Source organism: Stenotrophomonas sp. YJH_SMC_46, assembly GCF_059370315.1.
This window is the reverse complement of record NZ_JCAFTO010000004.1, coordinates 186,249-208,178: the sequence shown is the minus strand read 5'-3', so window position 1 is coordinate 208,178 and position 21,930 is coordinate 186,249. Positions and strand designations below refer to the sequence as shown.

General features: G+C 65.6%; 18 protein-coding genes. 5 read left to right on the top strand and 13 right to left on the bottom strand.

The window, feature by feature from the left end:
• Positions 1 to 164 precede the first annotated feature (164 nt).
• Complete coding sequence (locus AC5P8C_RS14615) at positions 165 to 857, top strand: NAD-dependent epimerase/dehydratase family protein (protein ID WP_019660966.1); 693 nt, start codon at positions 165 to 167, stop codon at positions 855 to 857.
• Positions 847 to 1,812, top strand: a complete 966-nt coding sequence (locus AC5P8C_RS14610) for a glycosyltransferase family 2 protein (protein WP_111097817.1) — start codon at positions 847 to 849, stop codon at positions 1,810 to 1,812. Before AC5P8C_RS14615 ends, AC5P8C_RS14610 begins: the two co-directional genes overlap by 11 nt.
• Positions 1,813 to 1,829: 17 nt before the next feature.
• On the opposite strand, the gene AC5P8C_RS14605 is transcribed toward AC5P8C_RS14610, so the two are convergent.
• The 11 genes from AC5P8C_RS14605 to AC5P8C_RS14555 all read right to left on the bottom strand — a co-directional run bounded on the left by AC5P8C_RS14605 (position 1,830) and on the right by AC5P8C_RS14555 (position 15,286).
• Positions 1,830 to 2,669: a glycosyltransferase family 2 protein gene (locus AC5P8C_RS14605; protein WP_019660964.1), complete on the bottom strand. Its 840-nt coding sequence runs from the start codon at positions 2,667 to 2,669 to the stop codon at positions 1,830 to 1,832.
• On the bottom strand, positions 2,666 to 3,139 hold the full coding sequence (locus AC5P8C_RS14600; protein WP_019660963.1) for a GtrA family protein: 474 nt from the start codon (positions 3,137 to 3,139) through the stop codon (positions 2,666 to 2,668). Before AC5P8C_RS14600 ends, AC5P8C_RS14605 begins: the two co-directional genes overlap by 4 nt.
• Before the next feature lie 2 nt (positions 3,140 to 3,141).
• Positions 3,142 to 4,929, bottom strand: a complete 1,788-nt coding sequence (locus tag AC5P8C_RS14595; RefSeq protein WP_026347123.1) for a hypothetical protein — start codon at positions 4,927 to 4,929, stop codon at positions 3,142 to 3,144.
• Positions 4,930 to 4,937: 8 nt separating this feature from the next.
• Positions 4,938 to 8,360, bottom strand: a complete 3,423-nt coding sequence (locus AC5P8C_RS14590) for a glycosyltransferase (protein ID WP_019660961.1) — start codon at positions 8,358 to 8,360, stop codon at positions 4,938 to 4,940.
• The gene (locus tag AC5P8C_RS14585; protein WP_495219063.1) at positions 8,360 to 9,715 is read right to left on the bottom strand and encodes an ABC transporter ATP-binding protein; all 1,356 of its coding nucleotides are present in this window, start codon (positions 9,713 to 9,715) and stop codon (positions 8,360 to 8,362) included. The genes AC5P8C_RS14590 and AC5P8C_RS14585 overlap by 1 nt, the downstream gene beginning before the upstream one ends.
• Entirely contained in the window at positions 9,705 to 10,499 is a 795-nt protein-coding gene (locus tag AC5P8C_RS14580; RefSeq protein ID WP_019660959.1) for an ABC transporter permease, read from the bottom strand. The genes AC5P8C_RS14585 and AC5P8C_RS14580 overlap by 11 nt, the downstream gene beginning before the upstream one ends.
• Positions 10,499 to 11,683 (bottom strand): cystathionine gamma-synthase, encoded by a 1,185-nt coding sequence (locus AC5P8C_RS14575; protein WP_019660958.1) that lies wholly within the window; start codon positions 11,681 to 11,683, stop codon positions 10,499 to 10,501. Before AC5P8C_RS14575 ends, AC5P8C_RS14580 begins: the two co-directional genes overlap by 1 nt.
• A 123-nt stretch (positions 11,684 to 11,806) precedes the next feature.
• Entirely contained in the window at positions 11,807 to 13,177 is a 1,371-nt protein-coding gene (locus tag AC5P8C_RS14570; RefSeq protein WP_021202680.1) for a pyridoxal-phosphate dependent enzyme, read from the bottom strand.
• Positions 13,178 to 13,478: 301 nt separating this feature from the next.
• Complete coding sequence (locus AC5P8C_RS14565) at positions 13,479 to 13,715, bottom strand: HP1242/YdcH family protein (RefSeq protein ID WP_005407964.1); 237 nt, start codon at positions 13,713 to 13,715, stop codon at positions 13,479 to 13,481.
• Between the two features lie 324 nt (positions 13,716 to 14,039).
• Complete coding sequence (locus AC5P8C_RS14560; protein WP_019660955.1) at positions 14,040 to 14,924, bottom strand: OmpA family protein; 885 nt, start codon at positions 14,922 to 14,924, stop codon at positions 14,040 to 14,042.
• Positions 14,921 to 15,286 carry a DUF4398 domain-containing protein gene (locus AC5P8C_RS14555; protein WP_019660954.1) on the bottom strand — a complete coding sequence of 122 codons (366 nt, stop codon included), beginning with the start codon at positions 15,284 to 15,286 and terminating at the stop codon, positions 14,921 to 14,923. Before AC5P8C_RS14555 ends, AC5P8C_RS14560 begins: the two co-directional genes overlap by 4 nt.
• Before the next feature lie 121 nt (positions 15,287 to 15,407).
• Here AC5P8C_RS14555 and AC5P8C_RS14550 point away from each other — a divergent pair, with 121 nt between their 5' ends.
• The 3 genes from AC5P8C_RS14550 to AC5P8C_RS14540 all read left to right on the top strand — a co-directional run bounded on the left by AC5P8C_RS14550 (position 15,408) and on the right by AC5P8C_RS14540 (position 19,424).
• Positions 15,408 to 16,535, top strand: a complete 1,128-nt coding sequence (locus tag AC5P8C_RS14550; RefSeq protein ID WP_019660953.1) for a PilT/PilU family type 4a pilus ATPase — start codon at positions 15,408 to 15,410, stop codon at positions 16,533 to 16,535.
• Between the two features lie 128 nt (positions 16,536 to 16,663).
• On the top strand, positions 16,664 to 17,947 hold the full coding sequence (locus AC5P8C_RS14545; RefSeq protein ID WP_019660952.1) for a putative DNA modification/repair radical SAM protein: 1,284 nt from the start codon (positions 16,664 to 16,666) through the stop codon (positions 17,945 to 17,947).
• Positions 17,928 to 19,424, top strand: coding sequence for a UdgX family uracil-DNA binding protein (locus AC5P8C_RS14540; RefSeq protein WP_019660951.1), 1,497 nt, complete (start codon positions 17,928 to 17,930; stop codon positions 19,422 to 19,424). Before AC5P8C_RS14545 ends, AC5P8C_RS14540 begins: the two co-directional genes overlap by 20 nt.
• A gap of 33 nt (positions 19,425 to 19,457) precedes the next feature.
• Here AC5P8C_RS14540 and maiA read toward each other — a convergent pair whose 3' ends face one another.
• Together maiA and AC5P8C_RS14530 are read right to left on the bottom strand one after the other, a co-directional pair.
• Positions 19,458 to 20,126 carry a maleylacetoacetate isomerase gene (maiA, locus tag AC5P8C_RS14535; protein ID WP_019660950.1) on the bottom strand — a complete coding sequence of 223 codons (669 nt, stop codon included), beginning with the start codon at positions 20,124 to 20,126 and terminating at the stop codon, positions 19,458 to 19,460.
• Positions 20,127 to 20,140: 14 nt separating this feature from the next.
• Positions 20,141 to 21,130 (bottom strand): fumarylacetoacetate hydrolase family protein, encoded by a 990-nt coding sequence (locus tag AC5P8C_RS14530; protein WP_495218994.1) that lies wholly within the window; start codon positions 21,128 to 21,130, stop codon positions 20,141 to 20,143.
• Positions 21,131 to 21,930: the final 800 nt, after the last annotated feature.

Below are 21,930 nucleotides of genomic sequence, written 5' to 3'. Positions count from 1 at the left end.
CGATGTGATCGGAGCGGCTGGGCCGCTCCGGTCCATCCTCTCCTCAGCCAATGCGCCAGCTGGCGTATGCTTTCCTGCCACTGGCCCCGTGGGCCTGAACCTCATGGACGCGCCATAGACATGTACACAAGCTTCCTGCCCCGTCGTCCTTCGGCCCCTTCCCGATGATTGTCGGTTCCGGACTGGTGGCGCGCGCTTTCGCGCAGCGCTATGCCGAGGACGATTCGACCATCATTTTCGCTTCGGGTGTCTCCAACTCGAACGAAACCGACCCGGAAGCGTTCGCCCGCGAACGCTCCATGCTCACCGGGTATTTGGCCGAAGGCCAGCAGCGGCTGGTCTATTTCGGCAGCTGCAACGTAGTCAATGCCAAAGAGCACTCGGCCTATTTCCAGCACAAGCGCGCCATGGAAGCGCTGGTGATCGGCTCTGGCCGTGGCACTGTGCTGCGTCTGCCGCAGGTGGTAGGGCGTACACGCAACCCCAATACCCTCACCAACTTCCTGCGCGACTGCATCCTGCAGGAACGGCAGTTGACCTTGTGGACACGCGCACAACGCAATCTGATCGACATCGACGATGTCGCAGCCATCGCTACCCGCATTCTCGAGGGCGGTGCAGCGCCGTCGGTGGTGGCCATCGCTTCACCTTGGTCACTGCCGATGCCCCGTATCGTCGACCTGTTCGAGCAGGTGCTCGGCCGCCGTGCGCATCGCGTGCTGATGGAACGTGGAGAAGCGATGGCCATCGACAGCAGCCTCTCCGAGCAGGTCGCTCGCGACATCGGGGTGGATTTTGGGCCAGACTATCCACTCCGTGTGATCCAGAAATACTATGGCCCCCGCCATGAAGCCTGAACTCTCCGTCGTCATTCCCGTCTACGGCAGCGCCTCGATCCTGCCCAACCTTGTCCGCCGCCTGGAGGAAGTGCTGGTGCCGGCGCTGGGCGCTGATGGCTTCGAGGTCGTACTGGTGCACGATTCCGGCCCGGACAATGCCTGGGAAGTCATCCGCGGTGAGGCTCGCACGCGGCCGTGGCTGGTTGGCGTGGACCTGCGCCGCAATGCCGGCCAGCACAATGCAATCATGGCCGGCCTCGGCTTTGCGCGGGGCCGCTATATCGTCACGATGGACGATGATCTGCAGCACGACCCGGCCGACATCCCTCGCATCCTGCAGACGCTGCGCGACGGTGCCGACCTGTGCTACGTGCAGTTCGAAGGCCGCAAGCATGCACTGTGGAAGCGCGCCGGCAGCCGCTTCAACGATATGGTGGCCGCACGCCTGCTGAAGAAGCCCGAGGGTCTGTACCTTTCGCCCTTCCGCGGTTTCGTGCGTGAACTGGGTGAGGAAGCCCGGCGCTACCAAGGCCCGTTTGTGTATCTCGACGGACTGCTGGTACAGAGCACCAGCCCCAAGCGCATCGCGACCATCTCCGGCCAGCACCACGCGCGCAGCGATGGCCGCTCGGGCTACAGCCTGAGCAAATCGATTTCACTCTGGCTGCAGATGGCCACCAGCTTCTCGATCGTGCCGCTGCGCTTCGTCTCGCTGGCCGGGGTATTGGCCTCATGCGTGGCATTCGTGATGGCGGTGGTGGTGCTCTGGCAGAAACTGCACAGCCCGCAGATGGCGGTCGGCTGGCCGTCACTGATCATTACCATCCTGTTCATGGGCGGCCTGCAGCTGCTGGCACTCGGTGTCATCGGCGAATACACCGGCCGCGTTCTGCTGAACATCAACAACCGCCCGCAGTACATCATCGGGCGTACCACCAACGTGGCAGGCCGGGACGAAGACGATCGCCCCTGAGTTCCTTGGCTGCGGCCTCAGGCCGCGCCCATCCGGCGCCCGAGCCAGAGGTAGGTCAGGCGCCGCGCCTGCGCCATCAGGCGGGCCTTGAGGTTGCCCACGCGCAAGGTCATCGGCGACAGCAGCTGCGGATGCGCTGCGGCCAAGGCGTTATGGAAATCGATGGCCTGCTGCGCCTGGTCGTTCATCAGCCTCACGCTCCACTGCCCTGCGTTGATGCGGAAACTGGCCAGGCTCTCGCGCAGCGCGACCATGTCGCCCTGCAGCATGATCGCCGAATAGCTGGCCTGGTCGATAAGGTAGGGGTGGGAGTTGTCCCAGCCCCCCGCCTGCACCAGCAGCTCGCGTCGGAACATCACGCAGCCCGGCTCACCGAAAAGGTTGGTGCCGGCAAGCACCGATGCCCGTACCGCATCGCGCCCCCTTACCAGCCCCTTCAGCGGACCCAGGCCACGGCCGGCGATCACCACCTTGCCGTGCGCATCCACGAGGTCACGCTTGCTGGCCACCAGTACTGCCGAGGGGTGTGCATCCAGCGCCGCGACCTGCCGGCTGAGGGCATCGGGTGCGATCAGATCATCGCCGCAGACCAGCTTTAGCAGCTCGCCGTGGGCTGCAATGCTGACCCGGTCCCAATTGGCCTTGGCACCGCCGCCGGCGGGTGTCGGGTCGAGTACCCGGACCTTGGGATGACCGGCATAGCGGGCCAGCAGTTCAGTGGTGCCGTCGTTGGAGGAATGATCAGCCACGACCAGCTCGAAATCATCGTAGTCCTGCGCGAGGATCGAATCGAGCGTCTGCGCAAGGTACTCGACGTTCCTGTAGGCCGGCACCACGACCGAGACACGTGGGTTCATTCCTTTTTCTCCGCGGTAGGTGGTTCCGGTCGTCGCCGGAAAGAGAAATGCTTGTGGCCAACATAATTGAAGATCACCACCAGAACGGTAATGACGATCTGCGTCGGAATGGCCGGAAGGCCGAGCACGTCGGCCAGCAGGGCCAGTGCCCCCATGTTCAACAGCAGGCTGCCGACATTGACGCTGGTGAAGCGCAGGAAATCGCGCCAGCCATTGCCGCTGACCCGGAACACCAGCCGTCGGTAGATGAAGAACACCAGCACCAGCGAGACCACCCAGGCGATGCCCAGGCTCACGACCGACGGCACCTTGGGGCCCAGCAGCAGCACCAGCCCGGCGAACAATGCCGTACTGAAGGCGGTGTTGGCGCCACCGACCAGCAGGAACAGGACGCGCTGGTCCTTGATCAGGCGCTGCAGCGGACCGGGCGGGCCGGAGCGCGGCAACGCGTCGTTGTCCTTCCTGGTCATGCTCACGGTACCTCGCAGCTCACCGAGAAACCGGTAAGCAGTACACCCAGTTCTCGGGCATCGCTGCTGCCGGGCTGGTCACGGCTGGGGATGCTCACCGGACTGACTGTCAGTTCGGCATGCTCATTGCCCACGCGCGCGCGCGCGGCCTGACCTGGCCGCACGGTCAGCACATCCTCGTTGCCCCCGCCGGTGTTGATGCGCACGTGGCGCTCGGATTGCCCGGGCGGCACGTACAGCTCGGCGAAGTACGCGCAACCACAGGGAGGAAGCGCGAGTGACGCGTGCGCGCCACTCCAGCGCACGGCGCCTTCGGGCGGATGCCAGCCCTGGGTATACCCGATCCTGCGCGTGGAACAATCGCTGGCCGTGCTGTCGGCGTACAGCGCCAGACGGCGCTCCCGCATGACGTTGGCGCCTTTGCGCGCATAATCCAGCTGCGCCTGCAGCAACCCTGCGGCAGCCTCGTCGGGCACGGCCCGCAACAATGCCTTGTTCATGGACGCGAAGATGGCTTCGCGGAAAGGACTGGCTCTCCACTCGTGGACATAGGTGAGCAGCTGGGTCAGCATCACGGCCGACAGCAGGCCACCCACCAGCGCGTTCCACCCTGATGCCCGGGGCGCGGCCTGCAGCTCGCGGGCCGCCAGCCAGATCACACCCGCCAGTCCGAGCACAAGGTCCATGTAGTAGCGCGACGCCATCACCGCGAACGGCCCCTCAGCACCGCGTGCCAGTGTCAGCGAAGCGGCGATCAGAACACCATAGAGCGCCAGCAGCAGTGGCAACCGCGACCCGGGAGCGCCGCGGCGCAGCCAGGCGACAGCAGCGACCACGCCGACCAGAAGCAGGATGCCACCAACCACCGCAATGGCCTCCAGCGGCAGCCTTCCGCCCATCAGCACGGCTTCGGGATACCCCATCGTGGAGCCCACCGCGTACAGCAGCAGCGCCGGCAGATCCAACCCGATATTCAGGCCGTTGCGGGTAGACGCGTCGGTGACCGAGCCGCTGAGCAGATACACAACCATCGACAGCGCGACCGCCGCGCTCGGCAGGATGCCGGTCCAGCGCCCCTCGGCCCGCCAGCGCGGCAGGAACGAAAACACCTGCACGATCACCACGGCGCCGACGAAGGCGTAGTTCCAGCCCATGCCACAGACCAGCACGATCAGCGGCGCGGCAAGCACCAGTGCCACCACCCACAGCGCCGGTCGGCGTGAACGCCCTGACAGCAGGTGGGCATGGCCACAGAAGAACGCCACGAAGGCCAGGTTCTTCGTCCACAGCGGCAGGCCCAGATCCAGAGTCAACAATTCATAGCCGGCCCAGCTGAAGCACAGGGCCGCCAAGGTCACCATCACCACCACATTCAGCCACGGGCGCTGCGCGCCGGGCTGGCGTCGCATGTCGGCCAGCCAAGCGATGCACAAGCACACCGCGACCGTGGAGATCACCGCGCCGGTCAACCGATTAGCCAGCAGCACGTCAAGGTCGAAAAGGCTGACATTCGCCCACAGGAACAGTTGGTTGACGAATCCGCGGTGCGAGGATCCGCCCCAGAACTCGAACGTGGACAGCTGGCCCGCCTGCCATTGGTCAAGCTGGAACAGCAGGCGCAGCGAATCCATGTACAGCGCGTCGGGGTGCGCGCGGTTGAGGATGACCTGATGGATGGCCGCGAACACCGCCACCACGGCCAATACCAGGGCAACACTGCGCCAAGGGAGTACCTGTGCACCGCTGGTGCCTGCGCCGGCAGTCGGACGCTGTGCTGCGTGTCCCCTCATCGGCTGCCTCATGCTGCCTGCTCATCGCGCTGCATTGATGACGACAACACACGCCACAGCGCCTCACGCGAGTATTCCTGATCGATGAATGCCTGCTCCGCCATCGACACGCGCTGCCAGAGCGCGTCATCGCGCAGCAACGAGACAATATGTGCCGCCATCGCCTGTGGTTCGTCCGCCACAAGCATGAACGCGCTGGCGCCGCTCAGGCCCTGCATGCCCACTGACGTGGTCACGCATGGAACACCGTGACGCAGCGCTTCGAGCACCTTGCCTTTCACGCCGCCGCCGAATCGCAGCGGTGCGACGGCAACCCGCGCGCGGGCATAGAAGGTTTCCAGACGCGCATCGCTGACATAGCCGGTCACCTCGATCCGCTCGGACGCCAGAGCCTGTACCTCCGGACGGGGGTTGGATCCCACCAGGCTCACCCGAACCCCGGGCACTTCGCGCTCGACCAGCGGCAGCACCTCGCTGACGAACCACAGAGCAGCATCAACGTTGGGCGCATGGGCAAAGCCGGCCACCAGCAGGATGTCCTGTCGGCCCTGCGGTGATGGCACCAGTTCCGACTGTTCGAAAGCATACAGCGGGATGGTTGCAGCGCGGCTGGTCGCGGCCGGCGCGTGTTCGGCCAACCACTGCCGCACGTGGCGCGTTTCATCCTCCGATGGATAGAGCACGACGTCGGCCTGCTGCCAGAGTGCATGCTCGAACTGGCGGTAGCGCTCGGTTTCCCGCTTCAGTTCATCGTCGGGCTTCACGTGAAGCTGCTGCTGCATGCGCAGATGATGGATGTCGTGCCCGTAGTACACCAGCGTTGCCTTGCTGTGCCGGCGGACGCTGGCCACCAGCTCGATGGAAATATGCGGACGATTGAGGATCACCACATCCAGGTAGCGACCGTTGGCCTCCATCCAGGCGTCAAAGCCGTCCGTGCCCACGCATGCGGCTCCATGCATCACCTCGATGCCCGATCGCTGCAGCGGCGGTGCGTACTCGGCGTCGTAGTAAGCGTTGGCTGGCCAGAACGTGACCTGGCATCCTTCCTGCACCAGCGTCTGCAGCACCTGGCAGGTCGCACGTGATCCCGCGTCACGGTCCGGTTGCGGAACGTAATGATCGACCACAAGCACGTGGCGCTTGCTGCGCGAACGATCGCGGGCGAGAAAGACATTCTCGGCATTGGCGAACTGCGTTTCCTGCAACGTCGGGCCCCAGCGCTCAAGGAACTTGTCGCGGTTGACCGCCTGCCACGCCTTTACGCCACTGCTCTCATCGGTACCGCTGGAGACGCCCTCGTAATGCACGACCACCGAATCCGGCTGCATGTACACCTTGAGGCCGCGTGCACGCACCCGGAAGGCAATGTCCGTGTCTTCGTAGTAGGCCGGAGCGAAATGTTCGTCGAACCCGCCAAGTTCGCGGAACAGGTCCAACGGCAACATGATCGATGCGCCGGACACATAGTCGGCTTCCTTGAGATAGCTGTAGGCGGGGCGCGAGGGATCCTCAAGCCGCCCGAAGTTCCAGGCGCTGCCATCGGCCCATACGATACCGCCCGCTTCCTGCAGCCGGCCATCGGGGTAAACGAGCTTGGAGCCGACCAAGCCGGCATCCGGATGCGACTGGAACACCGCGACAAGGGCATCCAGCCAGCCCGGCCGGACCTCGGTGTCGTTGTTGAGGAGATACACGTAGCGGCCCTGGGCCAAGGTCAAAGCCTGGTTGCAGGAACGCAGGAAACCCAGATTCTTCGGATTGGCGTGATAGCGCAGCCCCGGAATTGCTGCCAGGCCGCCGATCCGCGTATCGCCGGAGGCATCCTCCAGCACCAACACCTCGAACGGTACACGCGCACCGGCACGGGCAATGGATGCCACGCACGCCAGGCTCTGCTCGAAATTACCGTAAGTCGGGATGACAATGCTGACCAACGGCTCCGCCACCTCGGCGAAGCGTACGCTCTCCAGGATGGCCTGCGGGTCGTTCCTGACGTCCTCCAGCAACAGTCCGTCCAGCGCAGCCGGCGCGGATTCGTCCTGCTTCAGCAGCATCCGCTTTGCCATCGGCACCATCGGCTTGAGCAGTGGATGCCGCGCCAGCCCGGACGCACGCAGCGATTGCAGAACCACACGCCACTCGCCGCGTAGCACGCGACCAGCGAAACGCAGAGGCTTGGTGATGCGCCAGGAACGTGAACCGATCAGCGAGCCGGTCAGATCCTGCAACGACTGCAGTTCCTCGCGATAGGACGCCAGAAGCGCCGATACCTCGCTGCCATCGCTCTCCTCCGCCAGCTGCCTACCCGGCAGGCTGACACCTGACTGGTGGAGGAGCTGATCGATCTGCTCGTGGCGCTTGCGCAATTCGGCGCGTGCCGCACTGGTCAGGCCGGACACTGCGGTCATCTGTGCCTGCAGCTGGCTGCGGACCTCCCATACCTCGGCCATCGCCGACTCGAGGTGCTGGGCCCGCGCCTTCTCATGCTCCAGTTGCTGCTGGAGGCGTGCGACCGTCGCGCGCTGATCCTGCTCCAACTGCTGCAGCCGTTCGGCGGCGGCCAGCCCGGCCTGCTCAAGCTGACGATGCAGCTCTGCCACCACGCTCTGCTCGCGTACCACATGGCCTCGCAGCGAACCGATCTCCGCGTCCTGCGCCTGGGCCCAGCGCGCGACTTCATGGTGATGGGCGTACAGATCCTCCGCCTCGGTGTACAGCACCGACGCTGGCAGCTGCGGCAGCAGCAATGGGTCCGCCGCGGCCACCACTACGAAATAGACAGCGTCGGGAATGACTGCGGCACGCTCCTGCACGCCCTCGCCAGTATCGGTCAGCGCCTGGTAGACAGGCTGCGCCGGTCCTCCATCCAGCCCTGTGATGGTCGAACAGACCGACATGCGGTGGCCGCACAGGTACATCGCCGGGAAATACCGCTCCACAAGCGTGCGGAACTCTTCCAGGTAGAGTTCCTTGACATGGTATTCGTTGTGGTAGCCGGCGCGATCGGAGTAGACCTCCTTGTTGGGCGAGGACATGATCATCACGCCATCCGGCCGCAGTACGCGACGGATTTCGGACATCATCTCCTCCTGCTCGTACAGGTGTTCGATGGTCTCGAAGGAGACCACCACATCGACGCTGTCGTCTGGAAGTGGAATTGCCGCGGCCGAACCCTGCAGGTATTGCAGATTCGCTACGCCGGCATAGCGCTCCCGCGCATGCCCAACGGCATCCTGCGAGATGTCGACACCGCGGACAGAACGCGCGCGCCCGGCAAGCATCGCGCTGCCGTAGCCTTCACCACTGGCCACGTCGAGCACGTCCTTGCCTTCCACCAGGGGCAGGCACCACGCATAGCGATGCAGATGTTCCTGGCGGATGACACCGTGTTCGGTAGGGACGAAACGTTCGCCGGTGAACTCGATCATCAGGATTCCTTGGTGACTTCGATGGCAAGCATGGGCAGTCCCACCAGGCCAAACCGCATGGTCTCGTCGATCGCGCGGAACTCCAGCGCGTCATGGATCCAATGCTGCTGGGTGTGGTCGTGCTGGTCGCCGGAGGCAACCGCTGCATCGATCATGTAAGAGCCGGACGGCATCACCGGCATGCGGAACAGAAACGAAGCCACGACAGACTCGCCGGCGCGCCCGCCCACCGGCGCGTCCTTGCAGGCGAAATAGCTGTTGTCGCCAAACAACCTCTGGCCCAGTCGATCCTTCACGCAGAAGCCGACGATCAGGCTGTCCAGCGACTGCATGAGCTCAACCCGGACGCGCAGCCGGACCAGCTCGCCGCCTTCGGCCATGCCCAGCGGCGAGCCGTCCTGGTCGGTCAGTGCGACATCGACAATTCTCGCACCTTGCGCACCGAACTCCTGGCCCACATTCTCCGGGTCGAATTCGAACAGGGCGATCCGGTTTCTGACGCCCGCTTCGCGCAGGGCATCGTGGCGGAAGTCCGGACCGTCGGACGCCAGCCTGCGCGACTTCCTTTCCACCTTGACGTCTTCGACACCAGCTTCGCGGCGACCGACCACATGCTGCTCCGTCATATACGCTTCGATCACCTCCTGCGAGGTACCGGACAGGCGCATCTGGCCATTCTGGAGCCATACCGCACTTTCGCAGAGGTTGGTCACCGCCGCTGCATCATGACTGACGAACAGCAGCGTTCCGTTCTTCTGGAACTCGCGCAGGAAACGCATGCACTTTTGCGAGAAGAAGGCGTCGCCTACGGCCAACGCCTCGTCGATGATCAGGATGTCGGCATCGACATGGGCAATCACCGCGAAGGCCAACCGTACAGACATGCCACTGGAGTAGCTGCGTACCGGTTGGTCGATGAACTCACCGATGTCGGCGAAGGCCAGGATGCTCTCCATGCGCGCCTCGATCTGGGGCCGGTTCAATCCCAGGATCGTAGCGTTGAGGTAGACGTTCTCGCGCCCCGTGAATTCCGGGTTGAAGCCACTACCCAGTTCCAGCAGCGCCGCCACCCGCCCCTTGACCGTAATATGGCCTTCGGTCGGGTTGAGGGTACCGGCGATCATCTGCAGCAGGGTGGACTTGCCCGAGCCGTTGCGGCCGACAATACCCACCGTCTGCCCGCGGCGGATCGAGAAACTGACGCCGCGCAGCGCCCAGAAATCCTTGTAGAAGGATTTGCGCTTGCCGGCCAGGGCCTGCAACAGCCGGTGCGAGGGGCGTTCGTACATGTGGTACGCCTTGCCCACGCCCTGCACATCGATGACGATGTCGCCGTCGGTCAGCTCAGAGGACATCGGCAAACCCCACGCGCAACTTGTTGAACATCCGATGGCCCAGCAGAGCCACCGCACAGGCGATCAGGGTGTAGAGACCCAGGCCGGCCCAGTCGGGCAGCCGGCCCCAGATCACCACTTCGCGTACCTGGTCGATGATGAAGGTCAGCGGGTTCAACTCGAACACGATGCGATAGCTTTCCGGTACCGATTCGACCGGCACGATGGCAGAGGACAGGAACAGCATCGCCGCCGCCATCACGCCGGCAATCTGGCCGATGTCACGCAGGTACACGCCCAGCGACGAGACGATCCAGCCCACGCCCGCTGTGAGGATCACCAGCGGGATGATCACCACCGGCAGCAGGATGGCCGTGGCCGGAATGCTGCCCTTGATCGCCAACTGCAACAGAAGCAGTACCACCATGTTCATCAGCAGGTGAAACAGCGCCGAGAAGGTCATGCTCCACACCAGGATATCCAGCGGGAACACCACCCGCTTGACGAAGCCGGTGTTGGCTACGATCAGCTGTGGGGCGCGGGTGAAGCACTCAGCGAAGAACCCGTGCACGGTCAGGCCCGCGAACAGGATCAGGGCAAAGTCGGTGGTCGATCCTGTCGATCCCGGCCAGCGGCCTTTCATCACGAAGCCGAAGGCAAGGGTGTACACCAGCAGCATCAGGAACGGACTGATCAACGACCACAGCAGCCCGAAACTGGCCCCGCGGTAGCGGCCCAGGACTTCGCGCTGGCTCAGTTCGAACGTCAGCGAACGATGCTTGCCGATAACCGAGAGAATTCCCATCAGCCAGCCTGCTGCACCAATGCCCGCTCCAGATCCACCTGCAGATCCCCCAACTCCTCAACACCCACGCTCAGCCGCACCAGCGCATCGCTGATTCCCAGCTGCTCCCGGCGTGCGACCGGGATCGAGGCATGCGTCATCACCGCCGGGTGGTTGACCAGGCTTTCCACACCGCCCAGCGACTCGGCCAGGGTGAACAGCTCGGTCTTCTCGCAGAAGCGCTTGGCCGCCTCGAACCCACCCTTGAGTACGATCGAGACGATGCCGCCGTAGCCGGCCATCTGCTTGCCGGCCAGCTCATGCTGCGGGTGCGAGGCCAGGCCGGGGTAGATCACCTTCTCCACCGCCGGGTGCTTTTCCAGCCACTGGGCCAGGGCCAGCGCGTTGGCGCAATGTGCCCTCATGCGCAGCGGCAGGGTCTTCAGGCCGCGCAGGGCCAGGAAGCTGTCAAACGGGCCCTGCACGCCACCCACCGAGTTCTGCAGGAACGCCATCTGCTCGGCCAGTTCGGCGTTGTCGCCAACCACCACCATGCCGCCGACCATGTCCGAGTGACCGTTGAGGTACTTGGTGGCCGAATGCAGGACCAGGTCCGCGCCCAGTTCCAGCGGGCGCTGCAGCATCGGCGAGGCGAAGGTGTTGTCGACCACCACGATCAGGCCATGGCGCTTGGCGATGGCAGCGACCGCGGCGATGTCCACGATCTTCAGCATCGGGTTGGTCGGGGTCTCGATCCACACCATCTTCGTCTTCGGCGTGATCGAGGCTTCGAACGCCGCCAGATCGGTCAGGTCGACGAAACTGAAATCCAGCCCGGCGGTGCGGCGACGCACGCGCTCGAACAGGCGGAAGCTGCCGCCGTAGATATCGTCCATCGCCACCACGTGGCTGCCGGCGTCCAGCAGCTCGATCACCGTCGAGCTGGCCGCCATGCCCGAAGCGAACGCAAAGCCACGGGTACCGCCTTCCAGCGACGCCACGCAACGCTCATAGGCGAAACGGGTCGGGTTGTGCGTGCGCGAGTACTCGAAGCCCTGGTGCTCGCCCGGGCTGGACTGGGCGTAGGTCGAGGTGGCGTAGATCGGCGGCATCACCGCACCGGTACTGGGGTCGGGCGACTGGCCACCGTGGATGGCCAGCGTGGCCAGGGCCAGCGCACGGTCGGGCGAAGAGGAGTTGGACATGTCGTTTCCTGAATGGCGCCGACGTGCGGCGCCGTCAAAGGATCGGGAGTCTATCAGCGCAGCCTTAACGAGCTTTGACGCGAATAAACCGGAATTCAGCGGTGAACTGCCGTGATCGGCGGCTTACTGCACGCGACGGCGCAGATAGTTCAGCAGGTCGATACGGGTGATCAGGCCCAGGAAAGCATCGCCGTCCATCACGATCGCCACCTGGCCGCGGTCGAACACCGGCAGCAGGGCCTCGATCGGCGACTTCACGTCCAGCCGGTCCAGCTTGCTGACCATCGCCGTGGCAACCGTGTCGCGGAAGCGCGCTTCGTCGCCATAGACATGCAGCAGGACGTCGCTTTCATCGACGATGCCGACCAGCTGGTCACCGTCCATCACCGGCAGCTGCGACACGTCATACAGCTTCATGCGCTGGTAGGCGGTGGTCAGCAGGTCGTTCGGGCCAATAACGACAGTGTCGCGCTGGCCGTACGGACGCAGGATCAGGTCGCGCAGGTCGCCGTGCTGCGGGCGCTGCAGGAAGCCGTTGTCCAGCATCCAGTAGTCGTTGTACATCTTCGACAGGTACTTGTTGCCGGTATCGCAGACCAGTACGAGCACCTTCTTCGGCGTGGTCTGCTCCTTGCAGTACTTCAGCGCTGCGGCCAGCAGGGTGCCGGTGGACGAACCGCCGAGGATGCCTTCCTTGCCCAGCAGCTCGCGCGCGGTGTGGAAGCTCTCGGCGTCGCTGATTGCATAGGCTTTCTTGACACGGCTGAAATCGGAGATCGACGGCAGGAAGTCCTCGCCGATGCCCTCCACCAGCCAGCTGCCCGACTTGTCGTTGAGCACGCCGTCGTTGATGTATTCGGCCAGGATCGAGCCGACCGGATCGGCCAGCACCAGCTCGGTCTTGGGCGACAGCTTGGCGAACGCTCGCGACAGGCCGGTCATGGTGCCGGAGCTGCCGCAGCCGAACACGATGGCGTCGAGGTCACCCCCCATCTGCTCCAGGATCTCCGGGCCGGTACCGAATTCGTGCGCTGCCGGATTGTCCGGGTTGCCGAACTGGTTGATGAAGTAGGCGCCCGGGGTCTGCTCGGCGATGGTCTTGGCCAGGTCCTGGTAGTACTCCGGATGGCCCTTGGCCACGTCCGAGCGGGTCAGGCGGACTTCGGCGCCCATCGCCTTCAGGTTGAAGATCTTCTCGCGGCTCATCTTGTCGGGAACGACGAGGATCAGCTTGTAGCCCTTCTGCTGTGCCACCAGCGCCAGGCCCAGGCCGGTGTTGCCGGCGGTACCTTCAACCAGGGTCGCGCCCGGCTTCAGGTCGCCACGCTGCTCCGCCGCCTCGATCATCGACAGGCCGATGCGATCCTTGATCGATCCGCCCGGGTTGGCGCTCTCCAGCTTCAGGTAGAGCTCGCAGACGCCGGTGTCCAGGCGCTGGGCCTTGACGATCGGGGTCTGGCCGATGAGTTCGAGGACGGAAGAATGAATGGGCATTCGGAGGACTTTCGATTCGCGCCGCGCAGGGCCGGACCGATGATTATCCGTCGGATGGCGATGAATGTCAGGTCGTTGCGCCGCGGGGCCGGAAGCCCGCAAAAAAGGGATGCGGACGGCCCCGGATCGACGAGGAGACCGGTGCCGCCCGCATCGGTGAGTTGTGCCTGAAGGCCAAGGCACCACCGCCTGTGGTGCCTTGGCGCGGCCGCCTCATCGGCGCGGCCGCGATGCCAGGGCAGGAGCCCCCGGCAGGGCCATCGATGGCCGGGTCACGCCGTTCCGGGCGCGACGATGTGCGTCAAAGCGTGGGGGACGTCGTTGGGAGCGGTGTTTCGTACATTCGCAGAAGACGTTGCTTGGCCAGCAGCTTCTCGCGCTTCATGCGACCCAGGGTGACATCATCGATCGGGAGTACACCCAACTCCGCGTCCATGCACTTCTTGTTCAACTTGCGGTGCTGGTCATGGAGTGCCCTGAACTCCGGATCACGCGCGCGACGTGCGTCGATCTCGCTCTGGGGCTGATCTTCAAACATGATGGACCTCCTTCGACAGATACACGAACGCCCCGGCCGAAAGGCACGGGGCGTTGTTCATGGAGGAGCGCCGGTCGATGGCCACCTGGACGCCTGCAACGACCTGCGGCACTGGCCTGCGCACGTCGATCTGCTGCGGTTCGCGCCCTGCTTGCATCGGCCCGGCCCTCCCATCGTCCGGTCCGCGGCATTGCGTCCCGGACGATTGACCCTACGCCTGCTCAAGGCGGGGTACAAGACCCCTGCGTCAAAAAGACCGAACCCCGCCGAGGCGGGGTTCAGGCTGAATGCTCATCACAACGAAAAACAAACAATATCAATGCATTACGGGGCAATGATGACCTCGGCCGAGCGCGCCCGGGTGGACGCAGCCTTCTTGCCGCTGACCTGGATGCGGTTGCTGGCGACACCACCCGCGACCAGGGCGTCGCGCAGCGCTTCGGCACGCTTTTGGCCCACGCCGTTGGCACTGTCGTAGGCCTCGATGCGCAGGCGGCCCTTCTTGCCGATGTTCAGGTACTCGGCCAGGGCCTTGGCCTGATTGCGGGCCCCACTGGACAGGCTTGACGCGCCGACGGCGAATGCGTCACCAGCGAAGGTGAAAACTTCGCCACGGCCATCGAACTTCGAGCCCGGCAGTTTCTGCCCGGACACCAGTTCGGCTTCCTCGCGGGCCAGCTTGGCGGCGTTCTGCTGTGCGGCGCTCAGACGCTGCTGCTGCTTGCCGGCCACGCTGGTCAGGGCGTTCTCGGCGTCCTGGCGGGCCAGGGTCTCGGCTTCGGCGGCCTGGCGCAACCGTTCGGCCTCCTCGGCCTGCATCTGCGCCTGCATGCGCAGCTGCTCGGCTTCCTGGCGGGCACGGGCCGCATCGCGGCGGCTGGCCTCGATCAGCAGGTCGCTGCGGGTCCGATCCAGGCGGTCCACCTCGCGCGCGGCCAGTGCGGTGCGCACGGCGGTCTCGGCGATCTCGACCCGGCGCTCGGCCAGGTAGGTGGCCAGCTCCTGATCGCGGCGCTTGGCCTTGTCCAGGGTGGCGATGGCCTGCTGGGCCTGCATGCGCTCGAACGCGCCCAGCTCAGCGGTATCCGGGTTGGCCTGGATGGCCATCAGGCGCTGGCTCAGCTGCGCCACCATCGGGTTGTCGGCGGCCATGGCCAGGGTCGGCAGCGCCAGCAGCGCGGCCAGGGTTGCGGCGGTCATCGGCTTCACCGGCGGTCCTCCCCGGTCGACAGCTGGCGTTGCAGCTGGTTGACCTCGTTGCGGCGCAGCTGCAGCTGCGCGCTGACGGTGGCTTCCTCGCTGCGGACGCGGGCCAGGTCGGCATCGGCGGCGGCGCGCAGGGCCATTGCCGGCGCATTCTTGCGCTCGCGGCGGTCGCCTGCGGCGCGCTGGGCCTGCTCCAGCCCCTGCCGGGCCAGCCCGATCAGGTCCGGGGCGTACTGGTCGGCATCGGCCTGGGTGGCCTTGTCGACCGCCTGCCGGGCCTGCGCCAGTTCCAAGGCGGCGTCCTGCGCCCAGGCGGGGGCAGACAGTGCGAATGCAAACGCCATCACATACAGGCCATGGCGCATTCGTGCGAAGCTAAGTCGTTTCATTGGGGAGGCCGTACCGGTTGTCGGTTCACGGCCATTGTCGTCAAGCCGACACCGTGCTGGCAACGGGCGTCGGCCGTTTCGTTGGGGAAAATTCGCAATGGATATCGGCTACTTCCTGAAGCTGATGACCGAAAAGAACGCTTCGGACATGTTTTTGACCACCGGGGCACCGGTCTACATCAAGATCGAGGGGAAGCTCTATCCGCTGGGCAACACCGGCCTGCCGCCGGGCATGGTGAAGAAGATTGCCTACTCGCTGATGGACGAGGGCCAGGTGCCGCAGTTCGAGCGCGAACTCGAGCTCAACATGGCCATCGCCCTGCCCGACGCCGGGCGCTTCCGCGTCAACGTGTTCAAGCAGCGGGGTGAGGTCGGCATGGTCATCCGCGCCATCCGCAGCCGCATCCCGAGCATCGAGGAGCTGAACCTTCCGCAGGTGCTGAAGGACGTCATCATGACCCCGCGCGGGCTGGTGCTGGTGGTGGGGTCCACCGGCTCCGGCAAGTCCACCTCGCTGGCGTCGATGATCGACCACCGCAACAGCACCACCACCGGTCACATCCTCACCATCGAGGACCCGATCGAGTACCTGCACAAGCACAAGATGTCGATCGTCAACCAGCGCGAGGTCGGCCTGGACACCCATGCCTTCCACAACGCGCTGAAGAACGCGATGCGTGAAGCGCCGGACGTGATCCTGATCGGCGAGATCCTGGATGCGGAAACGATGGAGGCGGCGATCGCCTTCGCCGAGACCGGCCACCTGTGCCTGGCCACCCTGCACTCCAACAACGCCGACCAGACCATCGAGCGCATCCTCAACTTCTTCCCGGAAAGCGCGCACAAGAACGTGCTGATGAACCTGGCGCTGAACTTGCGCGCGGTGATCAGCCAGCGCCTGGTGAAGAACAAGGAGGGCCGACGCCTGCCGGCCACCGAGGTGCTGATCAACACGCCGATGATCCGCGACCTGCTGCGCCGCGGCCAGGTGCACGAAATCAAGGCGGCGATGGAAGCCTCGCTGGAGGAAGGCATGGAGAGCTTTGACCAGTGCCTGTTCCGGCTGGCCAAGGCCGGCATCATCGAGCACGAAGAAGCGCTGCGCGCGGCCGACTCGCGCGATGGCCTGGCCCTGAAGTTCCGCCTGTCCGAAGGTAGCAGTGGCGAGCATGACCCGTACGCCGATTTCTCGGCGGGCGCGCCCAGCATCACCCACGGCTTCTGATCGCACGAAAAAGGGGACGGAGGGGATTAAGTCGTTTGTGCACTTGCGACTTGATCCCCTCCGTCCCTTTTCTGAAGAGTTCAGGGGCCATCTCATCCAATGAGACCCCTCATCCGTAGGTTTCCTCAATGGAAACCATCCGCAAGCTGGCCATTCTGGCTGATGCCGCCAAGTACGATGCCTCCTGCGCCTCCAGCGGCTCGGGCAAGCGCGATTCGCGCGCCAGTGGCGGTATCGGCAGCACCGAGGGCATGGGCATCTGCCACAGCTACACGCCCGATGGCCGCTGTGTTTCGTTGCTGAAGATCCTGCTGACCAACTTCTGCGTCTACGACTGCGCCTACTGCGTGAACCGGGTCTCCAGCAACGTGCCCCGTGCACGTTTCAGCGTGGATGAGGTGGTCACGCTCACCCTGGACTTCTACAAGCGCAACTACATCGAGGGCCTGTTCCTGTCCAGCGGCATCATCCGCAATGCGGACTACACCATGGAACAGATGGTGGAAGTAGCCCGGCAACTGCGCGAAGAACACCGCTACGCCGGCTACATCCACCTCAAGACCATTCCCGAGGCCTCGCCGGACCTGCTGGCCAGTGCCGGGCGCTATGCCGACCGCCTGTCCATCAACGTGGAACTGCCGACCGAAGCCGGCCTGAGCGCCTTGGCGCCGGAGAAGACGGTTCATTCCATCCGTGGCGCGATGGGCGAACTGCGTTGGCGCATCGAGGAAGCCAAGGAGGCGCGCAAGGCCCCCGCAGCGGTGGCCCCGACGGCCAGCCGCAGCGCACGCCCGCGCCCTCCCCGTTTCGCCCCGGCCGGGCAGAGCACGCAGATGATCGTCGGCGCGGACGGGGCCAACGACCAGCAGATCCTGGCCAGCGCCGACAGCCTGTACGGCAGTTACCGGATGCGCCGGGTCTACTACTCCGCGTTCAGCCCGATTCCGGACGCCAGCCGGCAGCTGCCACTGCAGCCGCCACCGCTGCAGCGCGAACATCGCCTTTACCAGGCCGACTGGCTGCTGCGCTTCTACGGCTACGGCGTGGATGAGATTACCGATACCACCCAGGACGGCATGCTCGACCTGGATATCGACCCGAAGATGGCCTGGGCGATCCGCCATCCCGAGCGCTTTCCGGTCGATCTGAACCGGGCACCGAAGGAAATGCTGCTGCGCGTGCCCGGCCTCGGCGTGCGCAACGTCAAGCGCGTGCTGATGGCGCGCCGTCACGGGCGGCTGCGCGTGGCCGACATCGCGCGCCTGAAAGCACCGATGAGCAAGCTGCTGCCGTTCGTGCTGCTGGCCGACCATCACCCGCGCAAAGCACTGGATGATCCGGCGGCGCTGCGCGCGCAGCTGGCCCCGCCGCCGCGCCAGGGTTCGCTGTTCGATGCCCCGTCCGCGGCCTGACGCGCAGCGCTGGTCGCTGCGGGTGGATCCGCCGTGGTCGCTGCAGGCCTGGCGCGATGCTGCGCGCGAAGCGTTGCTGCGCGGCGTTGCCCCGCCGCAGCTGGACTGGCTGGAAGGGAGCGAAACGTCGCTGCTGGATGCACCGGCCGTGCAGCAGGCGCCGATGCTTGCCGAGGCCGGTGCACCCAACGTTCCACGTGACTTCCTGGAGCTGGCGGCCACCTGCCTGTGCCATCGCGATCCCCAGCGCCTGGCCTTGCTGTATCGCCTGCTGTGGCGCATCGCCCATGGCGAGCGTGCGGTGCTGGGCAACCCCGCCGACGCCGATGTGCTGCGCGCAACGGCTCTGGCCCAGGCCGTCCGCCGTGACACGCACAAGATGAAGGCGTTCGTGCGCTTCCGGGAAGTGCCCGGCCAACCTGACGCGTTCATCGCCTGGTTCGAGCCACAGCACCACATCGTCGACCGGGTAGCGCCGTTCTTCGCGCGCCGCTTCACCGGCATGCGCTGGGCCATCCTCACGCCCCAACGCAGCGTCGCCTGGGATGGGCAGGCGCTTGCCTTTGGCCCCGGTGCACGGCGCGAAGATGCCCCGGCCGAGGATGCACGCGAGTCGCTGTGGCAGACCTACTACGCCAGCATCTTCAATCCGGCGCGGCTCAACACACGGATGATGATGCAGGAAATGCCGGCCAAGTACTGGCGCCACCTGCCTGAAGCCCGGTTGCTGCCACGCCTGGTGCGCGACGCGGCCGACCGCGTGCAGGAAATGCATGACCGGCCGGCACAGGCACCGCAACGCAGGATTCCCCCGCGTGCGAACGCTGCGACGCCGGCAGCCGATGCCAGCAGCCTGGACAATCTGCGCGGACAGGCCAGTGCCTGCCGCCAGTGCCCGCTATGGGAGCAGGCCACGCAGACCGTGTTCGGGCAGGGGCCTGCCGATGCGCGGGTGATGGTGATCGGCGAGCAGCCCGGTGATACCGAGGATCTGCGCGGGCAGCCGTTCGCAGGACCTGCCGGCCAGGTGCTGGACCGCGCACTGGCGGAACTGGGAATCGATCGCGCCCAGCTGTACCTCACCAACGCGGTGAAGCACTTCCACCATGAGCGGCGCGGCAAGGTGCGGCTGCACAAGCGGCCGGAAAGCCGCCACATCCAGGCCTGCCGCCCCTGGCTGATGGGTGAGATCGCACGCGTGCGGCCCCAGGTGATCGTATGCCTGGGCGCGACAGCGGCAGCCTCGGTATTCGGTCGTGACTTCGACCTCTCACGCGACCGCGGACGCTGGCACACCCTCGAAGATGGCACGCGCGGCTACGCCACGGTGCACCCGGCGTGGGTGTTGCGGCAGACCGACGATGCACGCCGCGAGGCCGGCTATCGGCTGTTCCGGGAAGACCTTCGGCAGATGTTGCGAGGGGATGGGGCATCCGCCGGGCATGGCCCGGCGCTACCACGGGCCGGGGACCGGTAGCGCCGGGCCGCGCCCGGCGAGCGAAGCGGCCCGTCAGGCGGCGTCGGGCTGGTGTTCCGGACGCGCGCGGTCGAAGGCATCCACTGCCTGGCAGGCCGCCTCGATGCGGCGCAAGGTCGGGTACGGCGCCAGGTCCAGGCCGAAGCGGTGGGCGTTGTACAGCTGCGGCAGCAGGCAGATGTCGGCCAGGCCGGGACGGTCGCCGTGGCAGAAGGTGCCGGTGTCGCGGCTGTTGGCCAACAGCGTTTCCATCGCCGCAAAGCCCTCGGCGATCCAGTGCAGCGTCCACTGCGTGCGTGCGTCGGCAGGCACCTGCAGCGTGCGCTCCAGGTACTGCATCACCCGCAGGTTGTTGATCGGGTGGATATCACAGGCCACCAACTGGGCCAGCGCCCGCACCCGCGCACGGCCGGCGGCGTCGGCCGGCAGCAGCGGTACCTGCGGAAAGCGCTCGTCCAGGTATTCGAGGATCGCCAGCGACTGGGTCAGCACATGCCCCTCATGCAGCAGCGTCGGCACCTGCTGCTGCGGATTGAGCGCGCGATAGGCATCCCGGTGCTGCTCGCCACCGTCGCGCACCAGATGCACCGGCCGCGCCTCCCAGGCCAGGCCCTTCAGCTCCAGGCCGATGCGCACGCGGTAGGCGGCGCTGGATCGCCAGTAGGTGTACAGCACGATGCCGTCGTCGACCGGGATCTCCATGGCCGCCTCCATGCTCAGGGCCTGGCCGCCTGTTCGATGCGCTGCTCGATCGCACCGAAGATGCTGTTGCCGGCAGCATCAAGCATCTCGATGCGGACCACGTCGCCGAAGGACATGAAGGGCGTGCTCGGCTTGCCGCCGCGCAGGGTCTCGACCACGCGCTGCTCGGCAAAGCACGAGGCGCCCTTGCTGGTGTCTTCGTTGGCGATGGTGCCCGAACCGACAATGGTGCCGGCACCCAGCGGACGGGTCTTGGCCGCATGCGCGACCAGCTGGGCGAAGTTGAACTGCATGTCCACGCCCGCCTCCGGCGCACCGAACCACTGGCCGTTGATGTGGGTCAGCAGCGGCAGGTGCACCTTGCTGTCCTGCCACGCAGCACCCAGCTCATCGGGGGTGACGAACACCGGCGACAGCGCCGAACGCGGCTTGGACTGCAGGAAGCCGAAGCCCTTGGCCAGCTCGCCCGGGATCAGGTTGCGCAGCGAGACATCGTTGACCAGGCCGACCAGCTGGATGTGGCTGGCGGCCTGTTCCGGGGTGGCCGCCATCGGCACGTCGTCGGTGATCACCACGATCTCCGCTTCCAGGTCGATGCCGTAGTCCTCGCTGACCACCTTGACCGCATCGCGCGGACCGTAGAAGCCCGCACTGGTGGCCTGGTACATCAGCGGGTCGGTGTAGAAGCTCTCGGGCACCTCGGCACCGCGGGCGCGGCGCACGCGCTCGACGTGCGGCAGGTAGGCGCTGCCATCGACGAACTCATAGGCACGCGGCATCGGTGCGGCCAGCGCCTGCGGATCGAGGTCGAACACGCCATCGGCGTAGCCAGCGTTGAGCGATTCGTACAGGGCGTTCAGGCGCGGCGCGATGTGGCTCCAGTCCTCCAGGGCCTGCTGCAGGGTGGCGGCAATGCCGGTGGCGCGCACGCCGTGGCGCAGGTCACGCGAGACGACGATAAGGGTGCCGTCGCGGCCGCCTTCCTTCAAGGAACCAAGCTTCATGGTGGGTGTCCGGAGTCGTGGGCAAACAAGTTTCAAGTGTAATCAAATCTGCGACGACGCCAAGCTGCAGCGCGGCATCGGCCCACCCTACCGTAGTGGGGGCTTCGGCAGGGCTTGCAGCCCTGCACCTGCTCAATGCAACGGCAACGGCAACAGCTGGCTTTCCGTGGGTTGCCGGGGCGGTGTCGGATTGCGGGGACGCCGCAAGTACGTCCCTGTAGGCTTGGCCGCGGCATCCATGCCGCGGACACCCCGCAATCCGACACCGCCCGCCCTCGACACATTCCGGCGACTGCTGGTGGATGTCGACCTTGGTCGACACATTGGTCAGATATCGAATGGAATTCCGGGGGACAGATCCGTTTTCCAAAGGAAAGCGGATCTGACACCAAGAGACGTCCCAGCAGCTCGCGGGAAACTGTCGAAGGCGGGGTGGGCCCGGTGGCGGGAGTGTCCGCGGCATGGATGCCGCGGCCAAGCCCCCATGGACGGGTTTACGGCGTCTCCCGCCACCGGACCCACCCCGCCATCCCTCAGGAAACCCGCTTTTGACGTTGACGTCGCTTTGGCCTCTGCGGGTGCAGGGCGCAGCCCTGCAGAGAGAACCCCTTACCTGAACAGGCCTTTTTGCGCGAGGTCTCAGCCATCGGTTAGACTAGGCAGGTCTGCAGCGGCCGTCCGTTTCCCTCCGGGACCGCCGGCGACCAGGGTCCGCCCTCTTCGCCCGCCCCCACTCCGACGCCGTTCGTCACGCATTCCAGCCGGCGCTTCGTGCCGGCTGCACCCAACTTCTCGCAGCG

What these genes read in the sequence shown, in the direction of transcription:
- AC5P8C_RS14615 (WP_019660966.1), top strand. Translation starts at nt 165, where the DNA reads ATGATTGTCGGTTCCGGACTGGTGGCGCGCGCTTTCGCGCAGCGCTAT.
- AC5P8C_RS14610 (WP_111097817.1), top strand. Translation starts at nt 847, where the DNA reads ATGAAGCCTGAACTCTCCGTCGTCATTCCCGTCTACGGCAGCGCCTCG.
- AC5P8C_RS14605 (WP_019660964.1), bottom strand. Translation starts at nt 2,669, where the DNA reads ATGAACCCACGTGTCTCGGTCGTGGTGCCGGCCTACAGGAACGTCGAG.
- AC5P8C_RS14600 (WP_019660963.1), bottom strand. Translation starts at nt 3,139, where the DNA reads ATGACCAGGAAGGACAACGACGCGTTGCCGCGCTCCGGCCCGCCCGGT.
- AC5P8C_RS14595 (WP_026347123.1), bottom strand. Translation starts at nt 4,929, where the DNA reads ATGAGGGGACACGCAGCACAGCGTCCGACTGCCGGCGCAGGCACCAGC.
- AC5P8C_RS14590 (WP_019660961.1), bottom strand. Translation starts at nt 8,360, where the DNA reads ATGATCGAGTTCACCGGCGAACGTTTCGTCCCTACCGAACACGGTGTC.
- AC5P8C_RS14585 (WP_495219063.1), bottom strand. Translation starts at nt 9,715, where the DNA reads ATGTCCTCTGAGCTGACCGACGGCGACATCGTCATCGATGTGCAGGGC.
- AC5P8C_RS14580 (WP_019660959.1), bottom strand. Translation starts at nt 10,499, where the DNA reads ATGGGAATTCTCTCGGTTATCGGCAAGCATCGTTCGCTGACGTTCGAA.
- AC5P8C_RS14575 (WP_019660958.1), bottom strand. Translation starts at nt 11,683, where the DNA reads ATGTCCAACTCCTCTTCGCCCGACCGTGCGCTGGCCCTGGCCACGCTG.
- AC5P8C_RS14570 (WP_021202680.1), bottom strand. Translation starts at nt 13,177, where the DNA reads ATGCCCATTCATTCTTCCGTCCTCGAACTCATCGGCCAGACCCCGATC.
- AC5P8C_RS14565 (WP_005407964.1), bottom strand. Translation starts at nt 13,715, where the DNA reads ATGTTTGAAGATCAGCCCCAGAGCGAGATCGACGCACGTCGCGCGCGT.
- AC5P8C_RS14555 (WP_019660954.1), bottom strand. Translation starts at nt 15,286, where the DNA reads ATGCGCCATGGCCTGTATGTGATGGCGTTTGCATTCGCACTGTCTGCC.
- AC5P8C_RS14550 (WP_019660953.1), top strand. Translation starts at nt 15,408, where the DNA reads ATGGATATCGGCTACTTCCTGAAGCTGATGACCGAAAAGAACGCTTCG.
- AC5P8C_RS14545 (WP_019660952.1), top strand. Translation starts at nt 16,664, where the DNA reads ATGGAAACCATCCGCAAGCTGGCCATTCTGGCTGATGCCGCCAAGTAC.
- AC5P8C_RS14540 (WP_019660951.1), top strand. Translation starts at nt 17,928, where the DNA reads ATGCCCCGTCCGCGGCCTGACGCGCAGCGCTGGTCGCTGCGGGTGGAT.
- maiA (WP_019660950.1), bottom strand. Translation starts at nt 20,126, where the DNA reads ATGGAGATCCCGGTCGACGACGGCATCGTGCTGTACACCTACTGGCGA.
- AC5P8C_RS14530 (WP_495218994.1), bottom strand. Translation starts at nt 21,130, where the DNA reads ATGAAGCTTGGTTCCTTGAAGGAAGGCGGCCGCGACGGCACCCTTATC.